The 22,082-nt window shown below is 35.0% G+C and carries 15 protein-coding genes; 12 read left to right on the forward strand and 3 right to left on the reverse strand.

The window, feature by feature from the left end:
• Window positions 1–284 precede the first annotated feature (284 nt).
• The 4 genes from EKG35_RS13385 to EKG35_RS13400 all read left to right on the forward strand — a co-directional run bounded on the left by EKG35_RS13385 (window position 285) and on the right by EKG35_RS13400 (window position 5,512).
• The gene (locus tag EKG35_RS13385) at window positions 285–980 is read left to right on the forward strand and encodes a response regulator transcription factor (RefSeq protein WP_126295007.1); all 696 of its coding nucleotides are present in this window, start codon (window positions 285–287) and stop codon (window positions 978–980) included.
• 146 nt (window positions 981–1,126) lie between these two features.
• Window positions 1,127–3,340: a HAMP domain-containing sensor histidine kinase gene (locus EKG35_RS13390; protein WP_126295009.1), complete on the forward strand. Its 2,214-nt coding sequence runs from the start codon at window positions 1,127–1,129 to the stop codon at window positions 3,338–3,340.
• 175 nt (window positions 3,341–3,515) lie between these two features.
• Window positions 3,516–4,595 (forward strand): metallophosphoesterase, encoded by a 1,080-nt coding sequence (locus tag EKG35_RS13395; protein WP_126295011.1) that lies wholly within the window; start codon window positions 3,516–3,518, stop codon window positions 4,593–4,595.
• Window positions 4,596–4,684: 89 nt separating this feature from the next.
• A complete protein-coding gene (locus EKG35_RS13400; protein WP_126295013.1) occupies window positions 4,685–5,512 on the forward strand; it encodes an undecaprenyl-diphosphate phosphatase in 828 nt (275 codons plus the stop codon).
• A gap of 236 nt (window positions 5,513–5,748) precedes the next feature.
• Here EKG35_RS13400 and EKG35_RS13405 read toward each other — a convergent pair whose 3' ends face one another.
• Window positions 5,749–6,546 carry a TIGR00266 family protein gene (locus EKG35_RS13405; protein WP_126295015.1) on the reverse strand — a complete coding sequence of 266 codons (798 nt, stop codon included), beginning with the start codon at window positions 6,544–6,546 and terminating at the stop codon, window positions 5,749–5,751.
• Between the two features lie 177 nt (window positions 6,547–6,723).
• Here EKG35_RS13405 and EKG35_RS13410 point away from each other — a divergent pair, with 177 nt between their 5' ends.
• The 3 genes from EKG35_RS13410 (at window position 6,724) to EKG35_RS13420 (ending at window position 11,795) form a co-directional block, all read left to right on the forward strand.
• Entirely contained in the window at window positions 6,724–8,205 is a 1,482-nt protein-coding gene (locus EKG35_RS13410) for an aldehyde dehydrogenase family protein (RefSeq protein WP_126295017.1), read from the forward strand.
• Window positions 8,206–8,227: 22 nt separating this feature from the next.
• Entirely contained in the window at window positions 8,228–9,397 is a 1,170-nt protein-coding gene (locus tag EKG35_RS13415) for a saccharopine dehydrogenase family protein (protein WP_126295019.1), read from the forward strand.
• Window positions 9,398–9,653: 256 nt separating this feature from the next.
• Entirely contained in the window at window positions 9,654–11,795 is a 2,142-nt protein-coding gene (locus tag EKG35_RS13420; protein ID WP_126295022.1) for a beta-propeller domain-containing protein, read from the forward strand.
• Between the two features lie 55 nt (window positions 11,796–11,850).
• Here EKG35_RS13420 and EKG35_RS20975 read toward each other — a convergent pair whose 3' ends face one another.
• Window positions 11,851–13,266 carry a polysaccharide deacetylase family protein gene (locus tag EKG35_RS20975; RefSeq protein ID WP_185807757.1) on the reverse strand — a complete coding sequence of 472 codons (1,416 nt, stop codon included), beginning with the start codon at window positions 13,264–13,266 and terminating at the stop codon, window positions 11,851–11,853.
• Window positions 13,267–13,396: 130 nt separating this feature from the next.
• On the opposite strand from EKG35_RS20975, the gene EKG35_RS13430 reads away from it, so the two are divergent.
• Entirely contained in the window at window positions 13,397–14,149 is a 753-nt protein-coding gene (locus tag EKG35_RS13430) for a threonine/serine exporter family protein (RefSeq protein WP_126295023.1), read from the forward strand.
• Window positions 14,150–14,161: 12 nt separating this feature from the next.
• A complete protein-coding gene (locus tag EKG35_RS13435) occupies window positions 14,162–14,650 on the forward strand; it encodes a threonine/serine exporter family protein (RefSeq protein WP_126295025.1) in 489 nt (162 codons plus the stop codon).
• Between the two features lie 217 nt (window positions 14,651–14,867).
• Here the strand turns inward: EKG35_RS13435 and EKG35_RS13440 are convergent, their stop codons facing one another.
• On the reverse strand, window positions 14,868–16,889 hold the full coding sequence (locus EKG35_RS13440; protein ID WP_126295027.1) for a GGDEF domain-containing phosphodiesterase: 2,022 nt from the start codon (window positions 16,887–16,889) through the stop codon (window positions 14,868–14,870).
• Window positions 16,890–17,396: 507 nt separating this feature from the next.
• Between EKG35_RS13440 and EKG35_RS13445 the strand changes: the two genes are divergently transcribed.
• The 3 genes from EKG35_RS13445 (at window position 17,397) to EKG35_RS13455 (ending at window position 21,926) form a co-directional block, all read left to right on the forward strand.
• The gene (locus EKG35_RS13445; protein ID WP_126295029.1) at window positions 17,397–19,124 is read left to right on the forward strand and encodes an ABC transporter ATP-binding protein; all 1,728 of its coding nucleotides are present in this window, start codon (window positions 17,397–17,399) and stop codon (window positions 19,122–19,124) included.
• Window positions 19,124–20,950: an ABC transporter ATP-binding protein gene (locus EKG35_RS13450; protein ID WP_126295031.1), complete on the forward strand. Its 1,827-nt coding sequence runs from the start codon at window positions 19,124–19,126 to the stop codon at window positions 20,948–20,950. Before EKG35_RS13445 ends, EKG35_RS13450 begins: the two co-directional genes overlap by 1 nt.
• Window positions 20,951–21,047: 97 nt before the next feature.
• Entirely contained in the window at window positions 21,048–21,926 is an 879-nt protein-coding gene (locus tag EKG35_RS13455) for a GNAT family N-acetyltransferase (protein ID WP_126295033.1), read from the forward strand.
• Window positions 21,927–22,082: the final 156 nt, after the last annotated feature.

A 22,082-nucleotide genomic window follows, 5' to 3' on the forward strand; every position in this document is an offset into this window, starting at 1 on the left:
CAGCAGTTTCTGTTTCTTCTCCTTCAACTACATCACCTTTCCCTCCGCATACGAAGCAAACCTAAATATTTATACCGAATTCCAATTTCCTCCATTAAAATCTCTTTATATAACCTTTTAAATAACGTAAGCTAAAATTAAAAGCTAAAATTATTTCGAAGAGCCATTAAAAAGTTACTACATAAACAATGAAATCTTAAGAAATTCTTCATAATTTTCATGACTGGATTTTAAGATTCGAAATTTATGATAAAACCATAAGAAAAAGAGCAGAGGTGAGAGCTGTGGAAAAATTAACAGTGCTCATCACAGATGATGACAAAGATATTCGTGATGGGATTGAAATTTATTTAAAGAACGAAGGCTACAACGTTTTAAAAGCAGCTGATGGAATGGAGGCATTAAAACAGCTGGAAGAAAATGAAGTGCATTTAATTATTCTTGATATTATGATGCCAAATATGGATGGGATTACGGCAACGTTTAGAATCCGTGCAGAGCGAAATATTCCCATTATCATGTTAAGTGCAAAAGCGGAAGAAACAGACAAAATTCACGGGTTATCAGTAGGAGCAGACGATTATATTACGAAGCCATTTCATCCACTTGAACTTCTTGCGCGGGTAAAATCTCAGTTAAGACGGTATGTTCAATTAGGTACATATCACGGTCAATCACAGACGAAAGTCGAAGTGAACGGACTATCACTCGATATTGATGCAAAAGAAGTTCGACTTGATGGGGAACTCGTAAAGCTTACACCTATTGAATACAAAATTACTGAGTTGCTACTAAAAAATGCGGGTCGTGTCTTTTCGATTAATGAAATTTATGAGCTTGTTTGGAACGAAGAAGCGTATAACGCAGAAAATGTTGTTGCAGTCCATATCCGCAAAATACGTGAAAAAATTGAGGCGGATCCGAAAAATCCAAGGTTTTTAAAGGTTGTGTGGGGAATTGGATACAAAATTGAAAAATAATATTGAGACAAGCATAACGGTAATTTGTCTAATGGCATCAATAGTCGGAATGACTTTCATTAGTATTGCTACAGTCAATTTTTTAATTGAACAGTATGATAATGCACGCCAGTTATTAACAAAACTATTTTGAGGAGGATTATAAATTGAGAAAAAAAGGTAAGTTATTCCTCACTCTTTTTCTTATAATATGGGTTATTTTTAGTGGGTTATTGTTTATTAATCATGGTCAAAGTTATATTGGCAAATCTTATTTTAATTCGGATTACTTCCAATCAACTATAGAAAGCTATAAAGAACAACTTGGAAGATATGTTTTGGCACCCTTTGATGAAGAAAAGGCAAAGAAAAATATTACAGTTACTCAGGAAGAAATCGACTATTACAGAAATTACTATGGTACTTTAACTGAGCAAATAGAAAATATTCGCGGCCAATATACTGATCGAATATTGCAAGCAGAACATACAGGCGACAATGAATTAAAAGAACTATTAGTCGCAGAACGTGATGCGAAAATTGAAGATATAAAAGGAAACTTTCAAAATGACGAGTATGTTGAAAAGAAAATACGCAATGACAAAATACGCATTATAGAAAGTTATGCAGCACAACAAGAACGCGACCGAAATGACTTTTTAAATGAATATAATTATTTTGCGTATAGCATTACTAATATTAAAACAGGAGAAACTGTAGAATTAGGGGATTTAAATGGTTCAAATATTTATACAAATAAATTTGGTTATAATGAACCATATTTAACTGTTGATAGTACAGCTTATATCGATCCATATGAAAGTAACCACACAATTGATGATATGTATAATGGGTTTGAGGTACAAGGTGAAATTGCGCAATTTGAAGGGATAATTAGTGTTCCAAAGTCAATGCTAAATTCTGCAAACTTCAAAGGTGAATATCAATCCTTCATGGTTGCAAAAATTATTTTCTATATTATTTGGGCAACTGGGATTTTAGCGATTGTTGGGTTACTGACATTTGCTAAACCTTCATGGAAGCAATTTATGATTTCATATAAGATTAAAACTATGTTTTTAAAATTACCGGTGGATGTTCGAATCGTGTCACTTCTGATTACAGCTTTTATTGGAATTGCTTTCATAGACGTAGTTGGAAATATGATTGGAAATATTTATTATAATTGGGCAGGGAATAATTTCATCTCATACATTCTAGAAATTATAATTTACACGGTAATCGTGTTTATCGCCTTGACTGCAGTAACTTTTGGCGCAATATGGACTTTTGAATCGATGAATGGCGAAATTAAATGGCAGAAAGAATTAAAGGGTGCATTTCTATATAAATTGGCAAATGGCATACAAGATTTATTTTTAAATCGCTCAATTGGACTTCAGTCAGTTGCCATTTTAACTATAGCTTTCCTTGCAGGGATTGGACTAGTAGGTGCATTTGTAGATGGTGTGTTAACTGTTATTTACTTATTCCTCTTTTTCTTTATAGCGTTACCGTCGTTTCTAATTTTCCTTAGTCGTATGGGCTACCTAAACCGTATTATGAAGCAAACGAAGGACATGGCGGAAGGGCGTTTAACAACCGAAATAAAAGTAAAAGGAAAATCACCATTTGCACGTCATGCAGCTAATTTAAATGCTTTACGTGAAGGTGTTAAAAGGTCAATGTCTGAACAGGCAAAAAGCGAACGTTTAAAAACAGAGCTAATCACAAATGTTAGCCATGATTTACGTACACCTTTAACTTCGATTATTACGTACACAGATTTATTGAAAAATCCTAATATTACAGAAGAAGAACGAAACCAATATATAGATGTGTTAGATAAAAAATCAGCTCGTTTAAAAACATTAATTGAAGATTTATTTGAAGTTTCAAAAATGGCGAGCGGCAATATTGAAATAACTAAGCAGAGAATTGATTTGACACAGTTAATGAAACAAGCCATTGGAGAGCATGAGGAAGAGTTTTCTAATGCAAAACTTGATTTGCGTTTAACAATCCCTGATGAACCAATATTTGCGTATGTAGACGGTCAAAAATGGTGGCGTGTTATAGATAATCTAGTAGTCAATACAATAAAATATTCGCTAGAAGGAACAAGGGTTTATGTAACGTTAAAGAAACGTGGTGCAGAAGCAGAGTTTACTGTCAAAAACGTCTCGAAATATGAAATGAGTGAAAACGTAGAAGAACTTACAGAACGTTTTAAACGCGCGGATGCATCTCGACATACAGATGGTTCTGGACTAGGGCTTGCAATTGCACAATCAATTGTTGACTTGCACCAAGGGCTTCTAAACATAGAATTGGATGGAGACTTATTTAAAGTAATTGTTACTGTACCAACTGAGTACTAGATTTCACTATTTTTAAGGCGCAACATCCTCGAAGGTTAAGTAGGATTCACAAAGGGCTGTTCAGAAATTTTAATATCTGGACAGCCTATTCCTATTCCATCATTAATAATGTTTATTCCTTAATCTACATGGTATACTTTGAAAAAAGTCATAGCAAAGATGGAGGAGTTGCAAAATGGGGAATATTGCTGGAATCTCGATAGCAATGATCCTGTATAGTGCCATTAGCACTTATTTAGGCTTTAATTTAAAAAAATGGCTCGCAGCAATTCATTTATTACCAGTGCCAATTATTTATTGGCTTGTCTTCTTCATTATTGCTTTTAGCTTTTTGATTGGAAGAATGCATAGCTCGCTTCGTATATTCTCAGTCATCGGGAATTACTGGATGTTCTTTTTCGAATACGGTCTCATACTATGTATTATCGCAAATCTAATTGTTGTATTAACACCAATTAAAAATGTCTCAGTAGTTGGCTCCATTGTTGTGGGTTTACTTATTGTTTTATTTGCATGGGGTACATATAACGCATACTCGCCGGTCGTTCGCAATCTAGAAATTAACATTGATAAAAAAGGAGAACCTCTAAAGCTTGTCGTTGCATCAGACTTTCATTTAGGAATTCTCTCAAACAAAAAACATTTGCAAAGATTTGTAGAGCTTTCAAATAAAGAGAATCCTGATGCCGTGTTACTAGTGGGGGATTTGGTTGATGATGATCCGGTTTGGTTTGTAAAAGATGGCATGAATGAAGTGATGAAACAGCTAAAAGCAACATATGGTGTCTATGGAGTGCTGGGAAATCATGAATATTACGGCGGCAAAATTCCGCTTTTTGTAGAAGAAATGAAGGAAGCAAATGTCCAAATTTTAATGGATGAAACAATTTTTGTTGGAAATCGTTTTTATTTAACGGGACAAGAAGATGTAACAAATAAAAATAGAATGACAATTGACGAGCTCAAGCCAAAAGACGGTACACTTCCTTGGGTGGTTATGAATCATACGCCTAATAACTTGAATTTACCAGAAGAGGCAGGTGTGGACCTTCATTTATCGGGGCATACACATCTTGGACAACTTTGGCCGAATAATTTAATAACCAATCGAATCTTTGAGCTTGATTATGGATACTTGCAAAAAGACCAGATGCATGCACTTGTATCATCGGGATTTGGATTTTGGGGGCCTCCAACTAGAATCGGAAGCCGCAGTGAATTATGGGTGATAAATGTTAATTTTACAAGCAATTAATAGATGAATGGTGATAGACATTCTAAAAAGCATCATGTATTGTAATTTAAGGACTTATAGAATAAAAATATAAGGAGATTTTATTTTGTATGGAATTTTTTGATTTAATTAAAGCCGTTATCCTCGGTTTTGTTGAAGGGATGACGGAATTTGCTCCGGTGTCTTCTACGGGACATATGATTATAGTGGATGATTTGTGGTTAAAGACGAAAGAGTTTTTAGGTTCAGGTTCAGCAAATACATTTAAAATTGTTGTTCAGCTTGGCTCGATATTAGCTGTTGTAGTTGTTATGTGGAAGAGGATGCTAAGCCTTGTTGGACTATATAAAATAGAGGGACAAACTCCATCTCGCAAATTTAATCTAGGACATGTATTAGTTGGGATTATACCAGCAGGTGTTTTTGGTGTGTTATTTGAAGATTACATTGATGAAAACTTATTCTTCACATCAACTGTAATTGTAGGCTTAATAGTTGGAGCTATTTTAATGATTATTGCTGATAAATTTGCTCCTAAACGACCAGCTGTAAAAACTTTAGATGATCTTTCGTATGGGAAGGCATTTAAAATTGGGTTAATTCAATGTTTATCATTATGGCCGGGATTCTCTCGATCTGGAGCAACAATTTCAGGTGGGGTTTTACTAGGTCTTGACCATAAAACGGCATCAGATTTTACATTTATTATGGCAGTGCCAATTATGGCTGGAGCTAGTGGGTTATCATTAGTGAAAAACTGGGATCAAATTAATGCAGATCACTTTTGGTTTTACGTAATTGGTTTTATTAGTGCATTTATTTTTGCATTAATTTCTATTAAGTTCTTCTTAAAGTTGATTTCGCGCATTAAACTAGTACCTTTTGCTATTTACCGAATTATTTTAGCCGTTATTTTAATTGTCGTTATTTACTTATAAAATAAATCGCTCCAAAGGAGATAATCCTAGGAGCGATTTTTTATTTTTGAAAATGTTTTTATGGTAAGTTCTAAAACATTAAAAAGGAGCTTAGGAATATAAGCTCCTCAATAATAAGAAAGTGTTTTGAGGAGTATAGCGCAAACCGCCAAGCCTCTAAAGATGAATTGCGTCTCTTTATCGAAGATGTGGCGCCTTAAGCCTATATAAAGCTAAAGGACGCATTCACATTCTTATTAATCGTTAAACAAATTAAACAATCCGCCGATTCCACCTTCACCACTGTCTTTACCGCCTCCGCCTTGTGAAACTGGTGCAGCAGCAAATACGCGGCTTGCTAGACGGCTAAATGGCAATGATTGGATCCAAACAGTACCCGGACCACTTAATGATGCAAAGAAGATTCCTTCTCCACCAAATAATGCTGTTTTGATGCCTCCAACCGTTTCAATATCGTAGTCAACAGTTGAAGTCATCGCAACTAAACACCCTGTATCAACACGTAATTTTTGACCCGGTTGTAGATCTACACGATGAATCGCACCACCTGCGTGAACGAAAGCCATGCCATCGCCTTCAAGTTTTTGCATAATAAATCCTTCTCCACCGAAGAATCCAGCACCAATTTTTCGTTGGAATTCAACACCAACAGAAACTCCTTTAGCAGCAGCTAAAAATGAATCCTTTTGACATATAATTTTGCCGCCTAGTTCACTTAAATCCATTGGAATGATTTTACCTGGATAAGGAGCAGCAAAATAAACGTGACGTTTTCCGGAACCTTCATTTGTGAATGTTGTCATAAATAAGCTTTCACCAGTAATTAAACGTTTTCCAGCGCCCATTAATTTTCCCATAAGACCGCCGCCGCTGCTTTTAGAACCATCCCCAAAAATTGTTTCCATTTTAATTGAATCATCCATCATCATTAAACTTCCAGCTTCTGCGATAACCGTTTCATTTGGATCTAACTCTACTTCAACAAATTGCATATCATCGCCGTATAATTTGTAATCAATTTCGTGATTGTTCATTTTCATAACCTCCCAAAGTTATTAATACATTTATATCATTTAGGAATACGTTTTACATCAAAGAAAAGTTTCGTGCAAATAACTTTTACAATAAATAACATTATGAAAAAAGGGAATTAAATAGAAAATGTCGAATAATAGTACAATATAATTGATTTTTCGAATAAGGAGGGTGTTATGAAGTTACAAAACTTTATTGATGGTAAATGGATTGCGAATGAGGACCTTCAAACTATTCCAGTTATAAACCCGGCTGATGGGGAGCAGCTGGCAGAAGTACCTTTATCAACTAAAGATCAGGTTGATGAAGCTGTTGCAGCCGCTAAATCTGCACAAAAAAAGTGGGCGCTTGTACCTGCACCTAGACGAGCAGAATATTTATATGAGATTGGTTTTAAATTAAAAGAGAAGAAAGAATACCTTGCTCAAATTTTAACGAAGGAAATGGGCAAAGTGATTGAGGAAGCTCGAGGCGAAGTACAGGAAGGAATAGATATGGCGCTTTATATGGCAGGAGAAGGAAGACGGCTTTTCGGTGAAACGACGCCTTCCGAGCTCGCTGACAAATTTGCTATGAGCGTGAGGGCGCCAGTTGGAGTAGTGAGCCTTATTACTCCGTGGAATTTCCCGATTGCAATCGCAACTTGGAAGGCGTTTCCGGCAATTGTTGCAGGGAATACAGTTGTTTGGAAGCCTTCCATAGAAACGCCGCTCATGGCATATGAAATGGCAAAAATATTTGAAGAGGTAGGTTTGCCAAAGGGAGTAGCCAATGTCGTGTTTGGCACGGGTACTTCTGTTGGAACAGAGATGGTAAAGCATCCTGATGTGAAAATCATATCGTTTACAGGGTCGAATGAAACGGGCAGCAAAGTAGCAGAACTTGGCGGTAAACATTTGAAAAAGGTGTCACTTGAAATGGGAGGAAAAAATGCCGTTATTGTTATGGATGATGCTAATTTGCAACTAGCGGTGGAAGGAATCGTTTGGAGTGCATTTGGAACAGCTGGTCAACGTTGTACAGCGTGTAGTCGCATCATTGTCCATAAAGATGTAAAAGATGAACTAGAGGAAATGCTCGTCGAAGCAATAAGTAAGTTAACAATCGGTAATGGCCTTGATCCAACTATAAAAATTGGACCTGTTATTAATCGCTCAGCTCTTGAAAAAATACAGCACTACGTTGACATCGGAAAAAGTGAAGGCGCAACGTTGCTAGTAGGGGGAAGAGCGTTGACAGCACCACCATTTGATAAAGGTTTTTATTTTGAACCAACAATTTTCACAGACGTAAAAAATGATATGACCATTGCACAAGAGGAAATTTTCGGACCGGTTGTTAGCATTATTTCAGTTGATAGTTTAGAAGAAGCTATTGAAGTAAATAACAGCGTGAAATTTGGCTTATCGAGTTCTATTTTCTCACAAGATATTAATAAACTATTTATAGCACAAAGAGATTTGGACACGGGGATAGTATATATAAATGCAGGAACTACAGGAGCTGAAATCCATTTGCCTTTTGGGGGGACAAAAGGAACAGGAAATGGCCATAGGGATTCTGGCCAGGCTGCTTTAGACGTATATACAGAATGGAAAAGCATATATGTCGACTATAGTGGGAAGCTGCAACGAGCACAAATTGACATAGAAAACTAAATGCAAAAAGGGGATGTGTGTGATGAAGATAGTAGTCTTAGGTGCTGGTTTAATGGGAAAAGAGGTAGCACGTGACTTAAATGCCAGCGAAAAAGTAGAAAAAATATACTTAGCTGACTTAGATACAAATGCTGCACAACAATTTGTAGATTCTTTAAGCACAAATAAAATAGAAGTCGTTTCGCTAAATGCTAAAAATGAAGCTGAATTGCGGAGTGTTATGTCAAAAGGGGATGTAACAGTAAATGCACTATTCTATGAATTTAATGAAAGTGTTGCGAAAATTGCAATTGAAGTAGGTGTGCATTCTGTTGATTTAGGCGGACATATAGGAGATGTAACAGACCGTATTTTAACGCTCCATGAAAAAGCAAAAGAGAAAAACATCACGATAATTCCGGATTTAGGAGTAGCACCAGGCATGGTAAATATATTAGCTGGATATGGTGCATCAAAATTAGATTCCGTAGAGTCAATAAAGCTTTATGTTGGAGGGATTCCTACAAACCCGGAACCGCCGCTAAACTATACAAGAGTTTTTTCTCTTGAGGGGGTAATGGATCATTACACTGAGCCAGCGAAAATAATTCAAGGTGGAGAACTAAAAGAGGTTGCATCACTGTCTGGAATTGAGCCAATTTATTTCGATCAGTTTGGCGTACTTGAAGCATTTTACACTTCAGGAGGCACTTCAACACTTTATAAAACGTTCCCGAATGTCAAAACACTTGAGTATAAAACTGTTCGATATAAGGGGCATGCAGAAAAATTCCAGCTGCTTGTAGACTTAGGATTTTTAGATAAAGAAAATAAAGTTGAAGTGGATGGCAACGAAGTAAAGGTGCGGGATGTTGTTCGCGAGGCTCTAAAGAAAAAGCTTAATCTAGGTGATAAGCAAGATGCTGTCCTGCTTAGAGTAATTGTTGCTGGGGAAAAATCTGGTGAACAAGTTACATTTGAGTATGATATGAATGTAAAGAGAGATGAAACATCCAGCATGACAGCAATGGCTCGTGCAACTGCTTGTACAATTGCGGCTGTAGCCGTAATGATTGGCAGTGGTGTTATAACAGAACGTGGAGTATTCCCGCCTGAATTGATTGTACCGGGAAGTGAATATATAGAAAAATTGGCTAAGCGCGGTGTTATTATTAAAGAAACATCTCATCGATCAACGATTGTAAAATGGTAGGATTTGTATTTTATTTTTCATAAAAAGTCATTAACTATTCGATTATATAAAAAATTCTAAGAATCTGCTCTTTCTTTGTTTAGGATTGAGCAGATTCTTGTTTATTTAATAAAAGTAACTCTTTGGAGTGTAATTGATTTTTGAACAATTATAAAACAATGAAATTTTTCAAATATTTATTTCCAAAATTTGAAACGAAATACAACTTTAAAAGTCTAATTAATCAAACAGATTAACATAAAGGAGAGAAAAAGAAATGAAGCGAAGGTTTTATACAAGTGGAATACTTCTTCTAACTATTATTTTCATTTCAAGTGCTGTACTAGTATTCTTCGGAAAAAAGGTGGAAGTAAGTGCAGCATCTACAGTTTTTGTAAATCAACCATACAATGTACATTTTTCTCATGCAATTGAAAAGGAAAGCATTAATAATGGAGATATCTATTTAACAAATGAGGCAGGAAAGAAGGTTGACGCAGAAATTACTTTACAACCATCAAAACAATCGCTTTCAATTGTGGCCTCTGCACCTGGTGAGTATGTTCTTCATGTAGAAAAAAACGCATTTAAAGAAACAGCGGCAAAAGAGGAAAAGCAAACAATTGAATTTAAAGTACTTGAAAAAATTGAGCAACTAACCTCAGCTCAAGATTTGAAAGACTATTTTCAAACAATTTTAAACAGTAACAATCGTAATTTCGGTTATGCACAGAATGAAGCCTCTGGTGCTAAAGAAGAAAGTGCAGACATGGCTACATCAAATACCTCTTCACATTCAACAACAAATAATCAGGTTGAAGGAATTGAGGAAGGTGATATTGTCGTAACAGATGGACATCATATATATTCAATAATCGATAATCAAATTGTCATTACGGACGCTAGCAATCCAAAATCTTTAAAAGTGACAAGTAAAATTTCATTAGAACCTAATAGTTATCCAAGCCAATTAATGTTGCATGATGATATGCTTATTGTCATATTGGATCAGTATGTAGAAATGAAACAAGAACCCTACATGGGCGGTATTAGCTTAACTAAAGCCGCATTCTATAATATAGAAGATGCTGCAAATCCAAAATTAGTAAGAGAAATTGGTCAAGATGGCTATATGAATGGTGTTCGTAAATACAATAATGTTTTATATATAGTAACAAACAAAACTCCAAACTACTGGAGGCTGTTAGAAGATGAGGATGTTGAGCTTAGACCGTATATGTACGACAGTGCAAGTGACCAAATAACGCCAATGGACATTAAACAACTATCCATCTTACCTGGCTCAATGGAACCAAGCTATACAATTATTTCTGCAATTGACTTAGATAATTTAGAAAGTAAAGAAGTTCAAACAAAAGGATTTTTAGGTGGGAGTTCAACTCTCTACATGTCAAATAACGCACTTTATTTAACAGCGTTTAATTATTCACCAACGTTATATGAATCGAAAAGCTCTGCGTCATTTACAACTGACATAAGAATTATGCCAGTACCTACAAATACTGATATCTATAAATTTTCATTAGACCGAACAAAAGTGGAGCTTGTTGGATCAACATCGTTAAAGGGCAGCATATTAAATCAATTTTCGATGGATGAGCATAATGGCTATTTCCGAATTGCAACAACAGAAGGCAACATGTGGGGTTCACCAGAGCAAGCATCTAAAAATCATTTGTTTATTTTCGATGAGCAGCTTAAAAAGGTTGGAGAATTAACTGATTTAGCGAAAGGTGAACGAATCTACTCAGCGCGTTTTATGGGGGATAAAGGTTATATCGTAACATTTAAACAAGTTGACCCACTGTTTGTTATTGATTTAGCGAACCCTAAAAACCCAAAAGTATTAGGTGAATTAAAAATTCCAGGCTTCAGCAACTATCTTCACCCATTAGATGAAAACCATTTAATAGGTTTTGGATATGAAACGGAAACAAGAATTGACAGCTATTCTAAACAACCTTTTACTACGACTGCAGGGATGAAAATATCGTTGTTTGATATAACAGATTTTAATAATCCAAAAGAGCAGGATGCGGTTGTCATTGGTGGACGCGGCACCTATTCAGATCTTCAGCATAATCATAAAGCATTATTTAGAAATAACAAATATAATTATTTTGGATTCCCAGTTGTTGTCTATGAAGGTAAAGGCGAGTTTGATGTTCAATATAAAGGAAATGGCGCACTCGTTTATGAAATTACCGCTGAAAATGGAATTCAACTAAAAGGAAATCTTGTAACTCCTGCGAAAAGTGGAGAGCAATACGAAGAGTGGGGGACGAATATATCCCGACTACTTTATATTGATGAAACGTTATATACAGTTTCAGGAAATGAAATAAAAAGCTATGATTTAAAATCCTTTAAGCAATTAGGTAGTGTAGATCTAAAATAAATAAAAGGCGATTCGTAAACCTTGATAAAAGGATACGAATCGCTTTTTTATAACTCTATTTACTTGTTTGATAGTTTAAAATTTCACTGACAGTTACGAATTCATAACCTTCATCCTGCAAGTAAGCTAAAACACTATCAAGTCCGTCAGCAGTAGACTGATGAATATCATGCATTAAAATAATCGCATTATTATGCATCTTTTGCTTCACCATTGGCAAGATCTTATTGGCATCACGGTATTTCCAGTCTAATGTATCAATTGACCACAATACAATTGGAACTGAAACTAGGTCATTTACACATTTATTTCTTGCACCATAGGGTGGGCGGAACACAGTAGGATATTGCCCTGTAGCTTCGTAAATTACATCATTTGTTGAATTATACTGTGATAAAACTTGTTTAGGCGTTAAAGTAGTTAGATTGGAATGGTTCCAAGAATGATTTCCAATCTCATGCCCATTTGCCAATACTTCTCTTACAAGAGAGGCATTATTTTCAACGCGGTGGCCTACCATAAAAAAAGTCGCCTTTGCATCGTATTTCTCAAGTGTTTGTAAAATTTGTTTCGTAACTTTTTCATGCGGTCCATCATCAAACGTTAATGCGACACGCTTACCTTTGTGTGTGGTTTTAATAATGGTATTCGAACTTGTATCATTAGTTCGGTATTTTTCATCTAATATAGGATTTAAAAATGACATCGGGATACGAATTGTAGGCATTCCTGCTAGTGGACTCGCAATTTCATTTTTGTCATAGTAAATCACTAATTCATTATCAACAATTGAAAATTTTTTAAAGTGACGCCATTTTGGCTCAGTAAGCGTCTGGACTTTTTCTGTATAAAGATATTCTTTGTATGCTGGGTTGCTTGTAATTTGTTTTTGTACATAATCTGCCAAAACTTCTAAGTTCTTAACCTTTTCATCTAGCAATTGATACATGTTCACGAATTCTCCCGTATTATTATTAAATAAATACGTTTGAATTGTGGCATCATATTTTGTTTTATCTACGGATGATTTATTAGTAAAGACAAATGAATAATAATCGTTTTTATATTGATGAATTTGAAGAGATATTCTAAAATCACCAACAACGCTATTATTTTTATTTTCATTTCTAAACAAATAAACAGTATCGAGGTATTTTTCTTTTGAATCTGCTATGTATTTTGAAATTTCTTTATTCACCATGTTAAATTTAGTTTTTGGATACTGCATAGAATAAGGTATCGATATATCGTTAGAACTTTCTTTAATGATTTGAATGTCGGGAAAGCCGGACTGTGTTTCAGTGAGAGTTGCAGTCGTTTCATCAACTTTATCGTTGTTAGCAGCGGAAGTATTCTTTTGAAACTTAGAATCCCCACTAATGAAAATAAATACAGCAATAATAACAGTTAGCAAAAAAATAGCACTTAATAGTAAACTATCTAGACCACGTGCTTTACGTTGGTTTTCCAATCTAGATGCGCTCCTTTGTTATAAAATTGTCAATAAAGTAAACACTAAGTAAACTTAGAAAAGTATGTATTGAGATTTTCATTTCTCTTCGATATTATGAGCATGAAGAAAAAGGAGATTGACACACACTATGGATAAAAACGAACAGAATTATGAAATGGCGCTTAACTGTTTTTTATTAGCTGGCCAAATCATGATGGAAAGTGGAGCAGAAACATATCGAGTTGAAGATACGATGCTCCGTATGGCACGCTCACAAAACATAGAAGATGCACAAAGCTATGTAACACCTACAGGCATTATCCTTTCATTAGGCAAGAGGCAGATTACTAAAATTACATCAATTACAACAAGAATTACAGATCTTCACAAAATCGCAAAGGTTAACAGCGTTTCTCGTAAGCTTACATTTAAAATGATAACATTAGAAGAGGCATATGACGAGCTAAGAAAAATACAAAAAACAAATTATTTTTTGCCAGTTCATTTACAAATTTTAGCTGGTGCTATTGCAAGCAGCTGTTTTATGATTTTATTTAACGGACTATGGTCAGATATGCCTGCAGCATTTGTTGCTGGAGGTGTTGGCTATCTTGTTGTCATTGTTATACAAGAGATGACAAGGGTGAAATTTTTCTCAGAATTCTTAGCAGCACTTGTAGTAGGGTTGATAGCAACACTTGCAGTTCACTTTGGATTAGGAACTGAAATGGATAAAATTATTGTTGGTGGAGTTATGCCACTAGTTCCAGGTGTGTTGATTACAAATGCTGTCCGTGATTTAATGGCTGGTCATTTTACCTCTGGAATTGTAAAAGGTACTGAAGCATTTTTAACTGCTTTTGCAATAGGATCAGGCATTGCGTTAGTTGTCGCATTTTAAGGAGAAGTGGAAATGGAGTTCATTCTACAAGCAGTTTTTAGTTTTATATTTACAGCATGCTTTGGTGTTATTTTCAATGCTCCTACAAAAGCAATTCCTTACTGTGGGGTTGTTGGGGCAATTGGTTGGATTATTTATTACACAGCTATTCAAATTGGTGTAACAGAAGTGCAAGCATCATTTTTAGGTGCATTTGTTATTGGTATTGTTGCTCAAGTCTTTGCCCGTCGCTTTAAAATGCCAATGATTATTTTTAATGTATCTGGTATCATCCCACTTGTACCAGGTGGTATTGCTTATAATACTATGCGAAACATCGTTGAACTAGACTATAGTATGGGAATTCAAAATGGGATGCGTGCATTTATGATTTCAGGGGCCATTGCAATGGGGTTGGTTTTTGCAGAGGTAATTGTACAATTAGTCTTACAGATGCTGCGAAGCGGAAAAACATCAATGCAAACATTTGCAAGAGCAAAACGGAGACAGAAAATAAAGTAACAAAATATATAATGAGATAATTAATTTAAAATCAGCTTTGAGATGGAAAGCAGTTATAGGGAAAATAATAAAAAATATCATTACTACATAAAAATATAACGTTATTTTGCCAAAAGGTAAGGGGCTATCAAGAGAAAGTTTCTCTGATAGCCCCTTTATCTATACAAAATAAATATTACTTTTAGCTGTTGAGGAGATTTCCTTCTCAAAATAATTGTTATTTCTCATTTTTCAAAAGTTTACTAATTTCACTTTCTGCAACAGGCTTACTAATTAAGAAGCCTTGAATTGCATCGCAGCCATAATCCTTTAACAACTCGCGCTGCTCATTCGTTTCAACACCTTCTGCCAGTACTGTTAAGTTCATTGATTTTCCAAACTGAACCATGCCATTAATAAGGCGCTGTGTTTTTTCTGATTGCAATAAAGAAGCAACAAACATTTGGTCAATTTTTAAAATTTCAATCGGCAATAGCTGCATGTAACGGAAAGATGCATAACCTGTACCAAAATCATCGAGAACAAAAACAATTCCTTCGCTTTCTAGCTTGCGCATTTGCTTGATAATTGACGTCTCTGCCTCAGCTTCTAGTGCAAACTTTTCAGTTATTTCAATTTGAATTAAGTTTGCTGGACAATTTGTTTTTGATAATATATTTAAAATTGATTTTGCCATATTTTTATCACGGAATTCCCGCACAGACAAGTTAATGCTTACTTTTAAATCAAATCCTTCTTTTTGCCACTCTGCAGCTTGTTTACATGCCTCCTCAATCATAAAGGAACCAATATTATTTATTAGACCAGTTTCCTCTGCAATTGGGATTAGCTCATCAGGTGAAACAACACCGATTTCCTCATCCTCCCAACGAACAAGCGCTTCAGCGGCGATAATTTTTCCTGTATGATTATTAACTAAAGGTTGATAGAGCACCTTTAAATCTTGTTGATCAAGTGCAAGCAATAATCGCTTTTCAATAATTGATTTTCGATTAATTGCCTTATGTGTAGCATTTGATAATGAACCGATATTATCGCCGCCAGCTTCTCGAACATTTGAAATAGTAGCAAGAGAAGCTTTCATTAACTGAGCAAAATTCGATTGATCTTGCGGTGAACGGGTAATACCACCACTAATAGAGATGGGTACAGCTGTATTTCCATCGTAAATAGGATTTTGTTTTAAGTATGTTAAAAATCCTTGAATAAACCATTCGCCAAGTGGTGTAATAACTACAAAGTCATTTTCATTGATTCGCGCCATATAACTATCTTGGAAATATATTTTCATTCGTTTTGTAAATTCAACAATTAAATTGTTTTTCACTTGATTGTTATGCAGCTCTTTCAACGTATAGTATTTATCTATACTTAAATAGACAAATGAAAAATGGCGTTCATCCTCAATCATTTCTGTTACAACGTTTTCAAGCCGATGGACATTCATTAATCCAGTTTCTGTATCAATGTAGGCAATCTTTTCGAGTTGAAGCTGCAACTCTTTTTCGTGTGTAATATCTTTTTCAATTAAGATATAGCGATAGCTTTGTTCACTTTGTGAATAGGTAGGGATGGCAGTTAAATGTACCCAGTAAAGCAAGCCGTCTTTTGTTACTTTCTTTACTTCGCCTTGCCAAGTTTGTCCTGAATTAAGCGTTCTCCATATAGTTTCTGTTACTTTTAAACTTTCTTCTGTTTCAGGGAACAATTGCCAGAAAGTTTTCCCAAGAACGCGTTTTGGTGTCCAGTGACTTGTTTTTAAAAATGGTTGATTACAGTTAATGATGAATCCTTCTGAATCAAGAGTGACCATCATAAATGTAGAAAGCAGACCGTTTTTTAAATCATTTAATTCTTGAGTTGTATCATCTAGTCGTTTAAAAAATTCGTCAATTAAGCAAGTTACTAATATGCATGGTTCACCTTCGACAAAGCAAGGCGTCACGATTAGTGTCCCTTGAGTAATTGCATCTTTCTTTGTTAGTAGTTGTACATTTTCAAAACGAAGCATCTCTTTTCTATGTAATAATCTGTGCCAGGACTGATCTGAAAATGTTGATAATAAGCTATCCTTAATAGTTGTGCTTTCACTAAAGTCTTCAATGGAGTATCCAAAATACCTTTTACTTAAATCGTTCCAAATAACTACTTGTCCATTCCGATTAAGTGCAAAGGATGGAAAAGGAGCTAATGTTGCTAGTTCTTCATTAAAATAGTAATTTTTTTGATCAAGGCTCATCAGTTTCCGTCTCCTTGTTATTTTTATACTGTTATTATAAAGTTTTTCAAGTTGAGAGTCATTATTAATATATTTGTAATATTTTGATGTGAAAATAATAAAGGAGTAAAGTCCTAAATGTAGGGTGAAATTCCTAAAAAAATATCAATTTAAAATAAAATATTTACGGAATAATGATTGGATTATATCTACATAGTATTAGTTCCTTTTTCGGATTACTTTTAATAACTCCTCCATTTAGGTAGTATTGTAGGATTAAAATTTAAAAATTATGCGTTTTACCGAGCTGGTCTAATTAATTATGAGTTAGTCTTAAAGGCAACTAAATTACTTACTAGACGTGAGTTGAAAAAAATTTGCTATTTAATTTTATTATATATAGATGCTTATCTACGAACAAAATAAAGTAAGTAAAATAAAATTAAAACTAAAAAAATGTGAACAAATTGTAAATAAAAAGGAAAATTATATAAATAGAATATTGGAAAGAGTTTTAGGGGTGTGTTTGTGAAAACTATATTTTCTTACATTAAGCCATATAAATGGCCGGCAATTGTCGCACTATGTTTAATGCTTATTGAATTATCAGTAGAACTTGTCCAGCCTATAATTATTGCAAAAATTATTGATGACGGAATTGTAATGAAAAACTTGGAAACGATTGGTTACTGGGGAATTATACTGGCAGGATTGGCTTTTATTGCTTTCCTAAGTGGTATTGTCAATTCCTACTTTTCTTCTCATGTTGCCCAAAGCTTTTCATTTGATATTCGCAACGCTCTATTTAGCAAAATTCAGTCGTTTTCAATGGCGACGTATTTACGGTTTCCTACTTCAGGATTAATTACACGATTAACAAGTGATGTACAACAAGTACAAACGGTTTTATTTATGAGCTTACGAATTATGCTGCGTGCTCCTCTTTCAGCAGTTGGCAGCATTATTATGGCGTTTATTGTAAATCCCACGATGGCTCTATTCTTAATGATAGGAACACCAATCCTAGTTATTTTTTTATATGTAATCGTGAAGAAGGGTGTTCGTTTTTTTGCACAAGTACAGCGAAAATTAGATCGAGTAAATCGTGTACTGCAAGAGAACCTTCAAGCCATTCGATTAGTGAAAGCATATATGCGCAACAATTATGAAGAGAAACGCTTTGAGGAAACAGCCGATCAATTAAAAATAAATACAATGAAAGCTTTGCGTGTGATGGAGCTTATCATGCCTATTTTGCTATTTATTATGAATATGAGTTTGCTTGCTGCTTTATGGTTTGGTTCAGTAGAAGTTGGAAATGGTAATGCAAATGTTGGTGAGCTTGTTGCGGTTGTCAATTATGCAATGCGAATAACAGGTTCATTTTCTATGTTTGCGTTTATTATTAACTCATTTTCGCGTGCAAAAGCCTCTGCAGAACGAATGGAAGAAATTCTTATCATTGAAAAAGACATTGAAACCGAGCTTGCAAATTCACAGAATTCCGTTCTAAGCAAAATACGATCAATTCGATTTGATCATGTTACATTTATATATCCTAATACAGAAAAACTAGTATTAGATGATGTTTCTTTTACAATTCACTGTGGAGAAAAGATTGGAATTATGGGAGCGACGGGTTCAGGAAAATCGACTTTATTAAATCTCATTCCAAGATTTTATGAACCTACTTCAGGTGCTATCGATATAAACGATTGTAATATAAAAGAATTAGAATTAAAGGAGTTAAGAGCAGTAATTGGTTTTGTTCCACAGCAATCCATGTTATTCACAGGGTCGATCTATAACAATATTAGCTGGGGAAAACGTGACGCATTGGCAGGGGAAGTAAAGGATGCCTCAACGAAAGCCCAAATCCTTGAAACAATAGAAAACTTCCCAAATCAATTTGATACACGTGTTGGGCAAAAAGGTGTTAATTTATCAGGTGGTCAAAAGCAACGTCTATCAGTTGCCCGGGCCTTAATACGTAAAGCTCAAGTTTTAATTTTAGACGATAGTACAAGCGCATTGGATGTAAAAACAGAATCAGCATTTTGGGAAGCGATGAAGAATGAAAGTGCAACGATGCTTGTTGTGACGCAAAAAATTCGAACTGCTAAAGGGATGGATAAGATTCTGCTATTAGATGAAGGGCGTGTTATTGCTTTTGGTCCTCATCAAGAGTTGCTTGAAACGAACGAACAATACAAACGGATTGTGCTGTCACAACAAGAACAGGTAGGTGAAAAGTGATGAATTTCATTCGGAAGCCTTTTGGATACGAGCCTGTATTAACAAAGGAAGATTTAAAAAGACCCAGTAGTAAAAAGAAGGGCCCACGTGCTAGTGATTGGAAAAATACACTGCGTCGTATTTGGAAAATTGTTGATGAACAACGTGCCTTGTTGATTATTGTTTTATTACTTGTTGTCATAAGTTCTGGAATGTCGCTTTTGGGACCTTATTTAATTGGCTATATGATTGATGAGTATGTCGTAATGGGAAACTTTGAAGGAATGTTTTCGTTAATTTTGGCATTAATTTTTATTTATTTAATATTAGCATTGTCATTATTTTTCCAGAATTATTGGATGATTGGCATTGCAGGACAGGTTATTTATCGAATGCGTACTGACGTTTTTAATCACTTATTGAAACTGCCTGTTTCATTTTTTGATAAGCGTCAACACGGGGAATTAATGAGTCGTGCTACAAACGATATTGAAACGGTCAGTTCTACCTTAAATAGCTCATTTATACAGGTGTTTTCAAGTGTTTTAACATTGATAGGCACCATTATCGTTATGGTTTCCTTAAGCCCATTATTAACCTTGTTAACGATGATAATTATTCCTCTTATGTTTACTGCAACCCGTTGGATTACGAAAAGAACGAGTAAATTATTTAAGGAGCAGCAAGCAGCACTTGGTGCACTAAATGGAATGATTGAAGAAACTATTTCCGGTCAGCGAATTGTCAAAGCATTTTCACAAGAGGAAAATGTAAAAAGTGAATTTCGCGAAAAAAGTGCCAATTTACGTAGAACAGGATTTTGGGCTTTAACTTATTCTGGGTATATCCCAAAGGTTATGAACTTTTTAAATAATATAAGCTTTGCAATAGTTGCGGGCATCGGTGGCTTATTAGCTTATAAAGGATTAGCCTCAATTGGTACAATCATTATATTTACGGAGTACTCTCGTCAATTTACACGTCCGCTGAATGATTTGGCAAACCAAATGAATACGGTCTTATCCGCAATAGCAGGTGCGGAGCGCGTGTTTTCAATTATGGATGAACCAGTAGAAGAAGATAATGGCAGAGTGAAAGAAACTCATAAGCTGCTAGGAGAAGTGGAATTTCGCAATGTTTCTTTTAAATATGAATTAGAGGAACAGGCTTATACATTAAAGGATGTAAGTTTTCACGTATTACCTGGGCAAACGGCTGCTTTAGTTGGAGCAACTGGAGCAGGAAAAACGACGATAATGCAATTGATTTCTAGATTTTACGATGTACAACATGGTGAAATATTATTTGATGGTTTAAACGTGCGTGACTTAAAAAGAAAGACGCTGCGCAGTCAAATTGCGTTCGTTTTACAAGACTCGTTCCTTTTTGAATCGAGTGTATACGAAAATATTCGCTATGGCAGACTCAATGCTACCAATGAAGAAATAGAAGAGGCTGCAAAAAAAGCAAACGCCCATAGTTTTATAATGAAGCTTCCAAATGGCTATAATACGATTTTAACCTCAGATGGAAGTGAACTTTCTCAAGGCCAAAAGCAATTATTATCTATTGCACGAGCATTTGTGGCTGATCCAGTTATTTTATTATTGGATGAAGCAACAAGCAGCATCGACACAGTAACAGAAGAAAAGATACAGCAGGCGTTAGATGCATTGATGGAAGGGCGAACAAGTTTTGTTATTGCTCATCGTTTAAATACTGTTCGTAATGCAGATGTTGTTTTTGTGATGAAGGAAGGTAAACTTGTTGAGGCCGGTACTCAGCGGCAACTGCTGGAACAAGATGGCATTTATGCTAATATGCTAAAACAATCTGGCATTTTATAGCTAGGTAATTATATGAAATTACCGACTATATCTTGATACAGCATATTAGTTTTACTAAAATGAAGAAAACATTTATCAGAATCGGAGATTAACCTAAATGAATTTTTCAATCATGACTGCATCCTTTCCAATTGATGAAGAGACATTTAAAGAAATTAAAAAGTTATGTGAGGATGCTTTTATAGCAGATAAATACAATTACAGTTCAGTTTTAAATTTATATGAATCAATGAGTACAAATATAAGAGGTTTTTTTGTTCTTGCCTACGATGAAGAACAAAATCAGCTTGTCGGAGTTGCAAGTGCTACAGACCAAATGGGATTGAATACATATGAATGGTCTATATTAGTATCGCCAATGTATCGCCAAATTGGCATTGATGAGGCACTGTTAAAGGTGTTAGGTGATGGCCTGCATAAACGAGGTGCGGAAGGAGAACTAGCGCTAGTAATAGAAAATGATAAGGCCAGAAGAAAATTCATTGAAAAATACGGATATTCATATAGCTTTTCAGAAGCAACATTTGAAGCAAAATCAGAAGAAATGAAGCTGAACGACCATATTTATATTCGACCTTATATGGAAGCATCAGATAAAGATTGTTTAATTGAAATTTTTTGTGAAGCTTTCGGTGATTTAAGAGAAGAAGCGATAGAGTTAATCTCATATAATACTACGACAGATGATAGAGTTTTATGGGTTGCAATGCTTAATGATGAAGTAGCCGGAACAGTTACTTCTGCAAAAGAAGGGAAAGTACAATGGATTACCGCATTAGCAGTTCATCCATCTAAACAAGGGTTAGGTGTTGGAACGGCCTTGTTAAATTGGGTTAAAGATTTTGCTTTAAGAAATGGTGAAAAAGTTGTAATGCTTGATGTTGAAATTGACAATGAAAAAGCGCTTGCAGTTTATGAAAAAGCTGGATTTATAAAGTCGATGCAGGTTGATTATTTTGTTTATAGTGGTGAATAGATAATGGAACCCACAAATCTTAAAGGATTTGTGGGTTCAGACTGTAGACAAACTCGAAAATTCGAGTTTGCCTACAGTCTTTTTTCTTTTAAAATAAAATTAATAACCCTTTTTGAATAAGTTAGTTGATTTCCGTTTCGGCGGACGCTTTCCGCG

The sequence above is a fragment of the Lysinibacillus telephonicus genome (assembly GCF_003966145.1).
Lineage (GTDB): Bacteria > Bacillota > Bacilli > Bacillales_A > Planococcaceae > Ureibacillus > Ureibacillus telephonicus.

Coding starts and splice junctions, on each gene's coding strand:
- EKG35_RS13395 (WP_126295011.1), top strand. CDS start 3,516: ATGGGGAATATTGCTGGAATCTCGATAGCAATGATCCTGTATAGTGCC.
- EKG35_RS13400 (WP_126295013.1), top strand. CDS start 4,685: ATGGAATTTTTTGATTTAATTAAAGCCGTTATCCTCGGTTTTGTTGAA.
- EKG35_RS13405 (WP_126295015.1), bottom strand. CDS start 6,546: ATGAACAATCACGAAATTGATTACAAATTATACGGCGATGATATGCAA.
- EKG35_RS13410 (WP_126295017.1), top strand. CDS start 6,724: ATGAAGTTACAAAACTTTATTGATGGTAAATGGATTGCGAATGAGGAC.
- EKG35_RS13415 (WP_126295019.1), top strand. CDS start 8,228: ATGAAGATAGTAGTCTTAGGTGCTGGTTTAATGGGAAAAGAGGTAGCA.
- EKG35_RS13420 (WP_126295022.1), top strand. CDS start 9,654: ATGAAGCGAAGGTTTTATACAAGTGGAATACTTCTTCTAACTATTATT.
- EKG35_RS13430 (WP_126295023.1), top strand. CDS start 13,397: ATGGATAAAAACGAACAGAATTATGAAATGGCGCTTAACTGTTTTTTA.
- EKG35_RS13435 (WP_126295025.1), top strand. CDS start 14,162: ATGGAGTTCATTCTACAAGCAGTTTTTAGTTTTATATTTACAGCATGC.
- EKG35_RS13440 (WP_126295027.1), bottom strand. CDS start 16,889: ATGAGCCTTGATCAAAAAAATTACTATTTTAATGAAGAACTAGCAACA.
- EKG35_RS13450 (WP_126295031.1), top strand. CDS start 19,124: ATGAATTTCATTCGGAAGCCTTTTGGATACGAGCCTGTATTAACAAAG.
- EKG35_RS13455 (WP_126295033.1), top strand. CDS start 21,048: ATGAATTTTTCAATCATGACTGCATCCTTTCCAATTGATGAAGAGACA.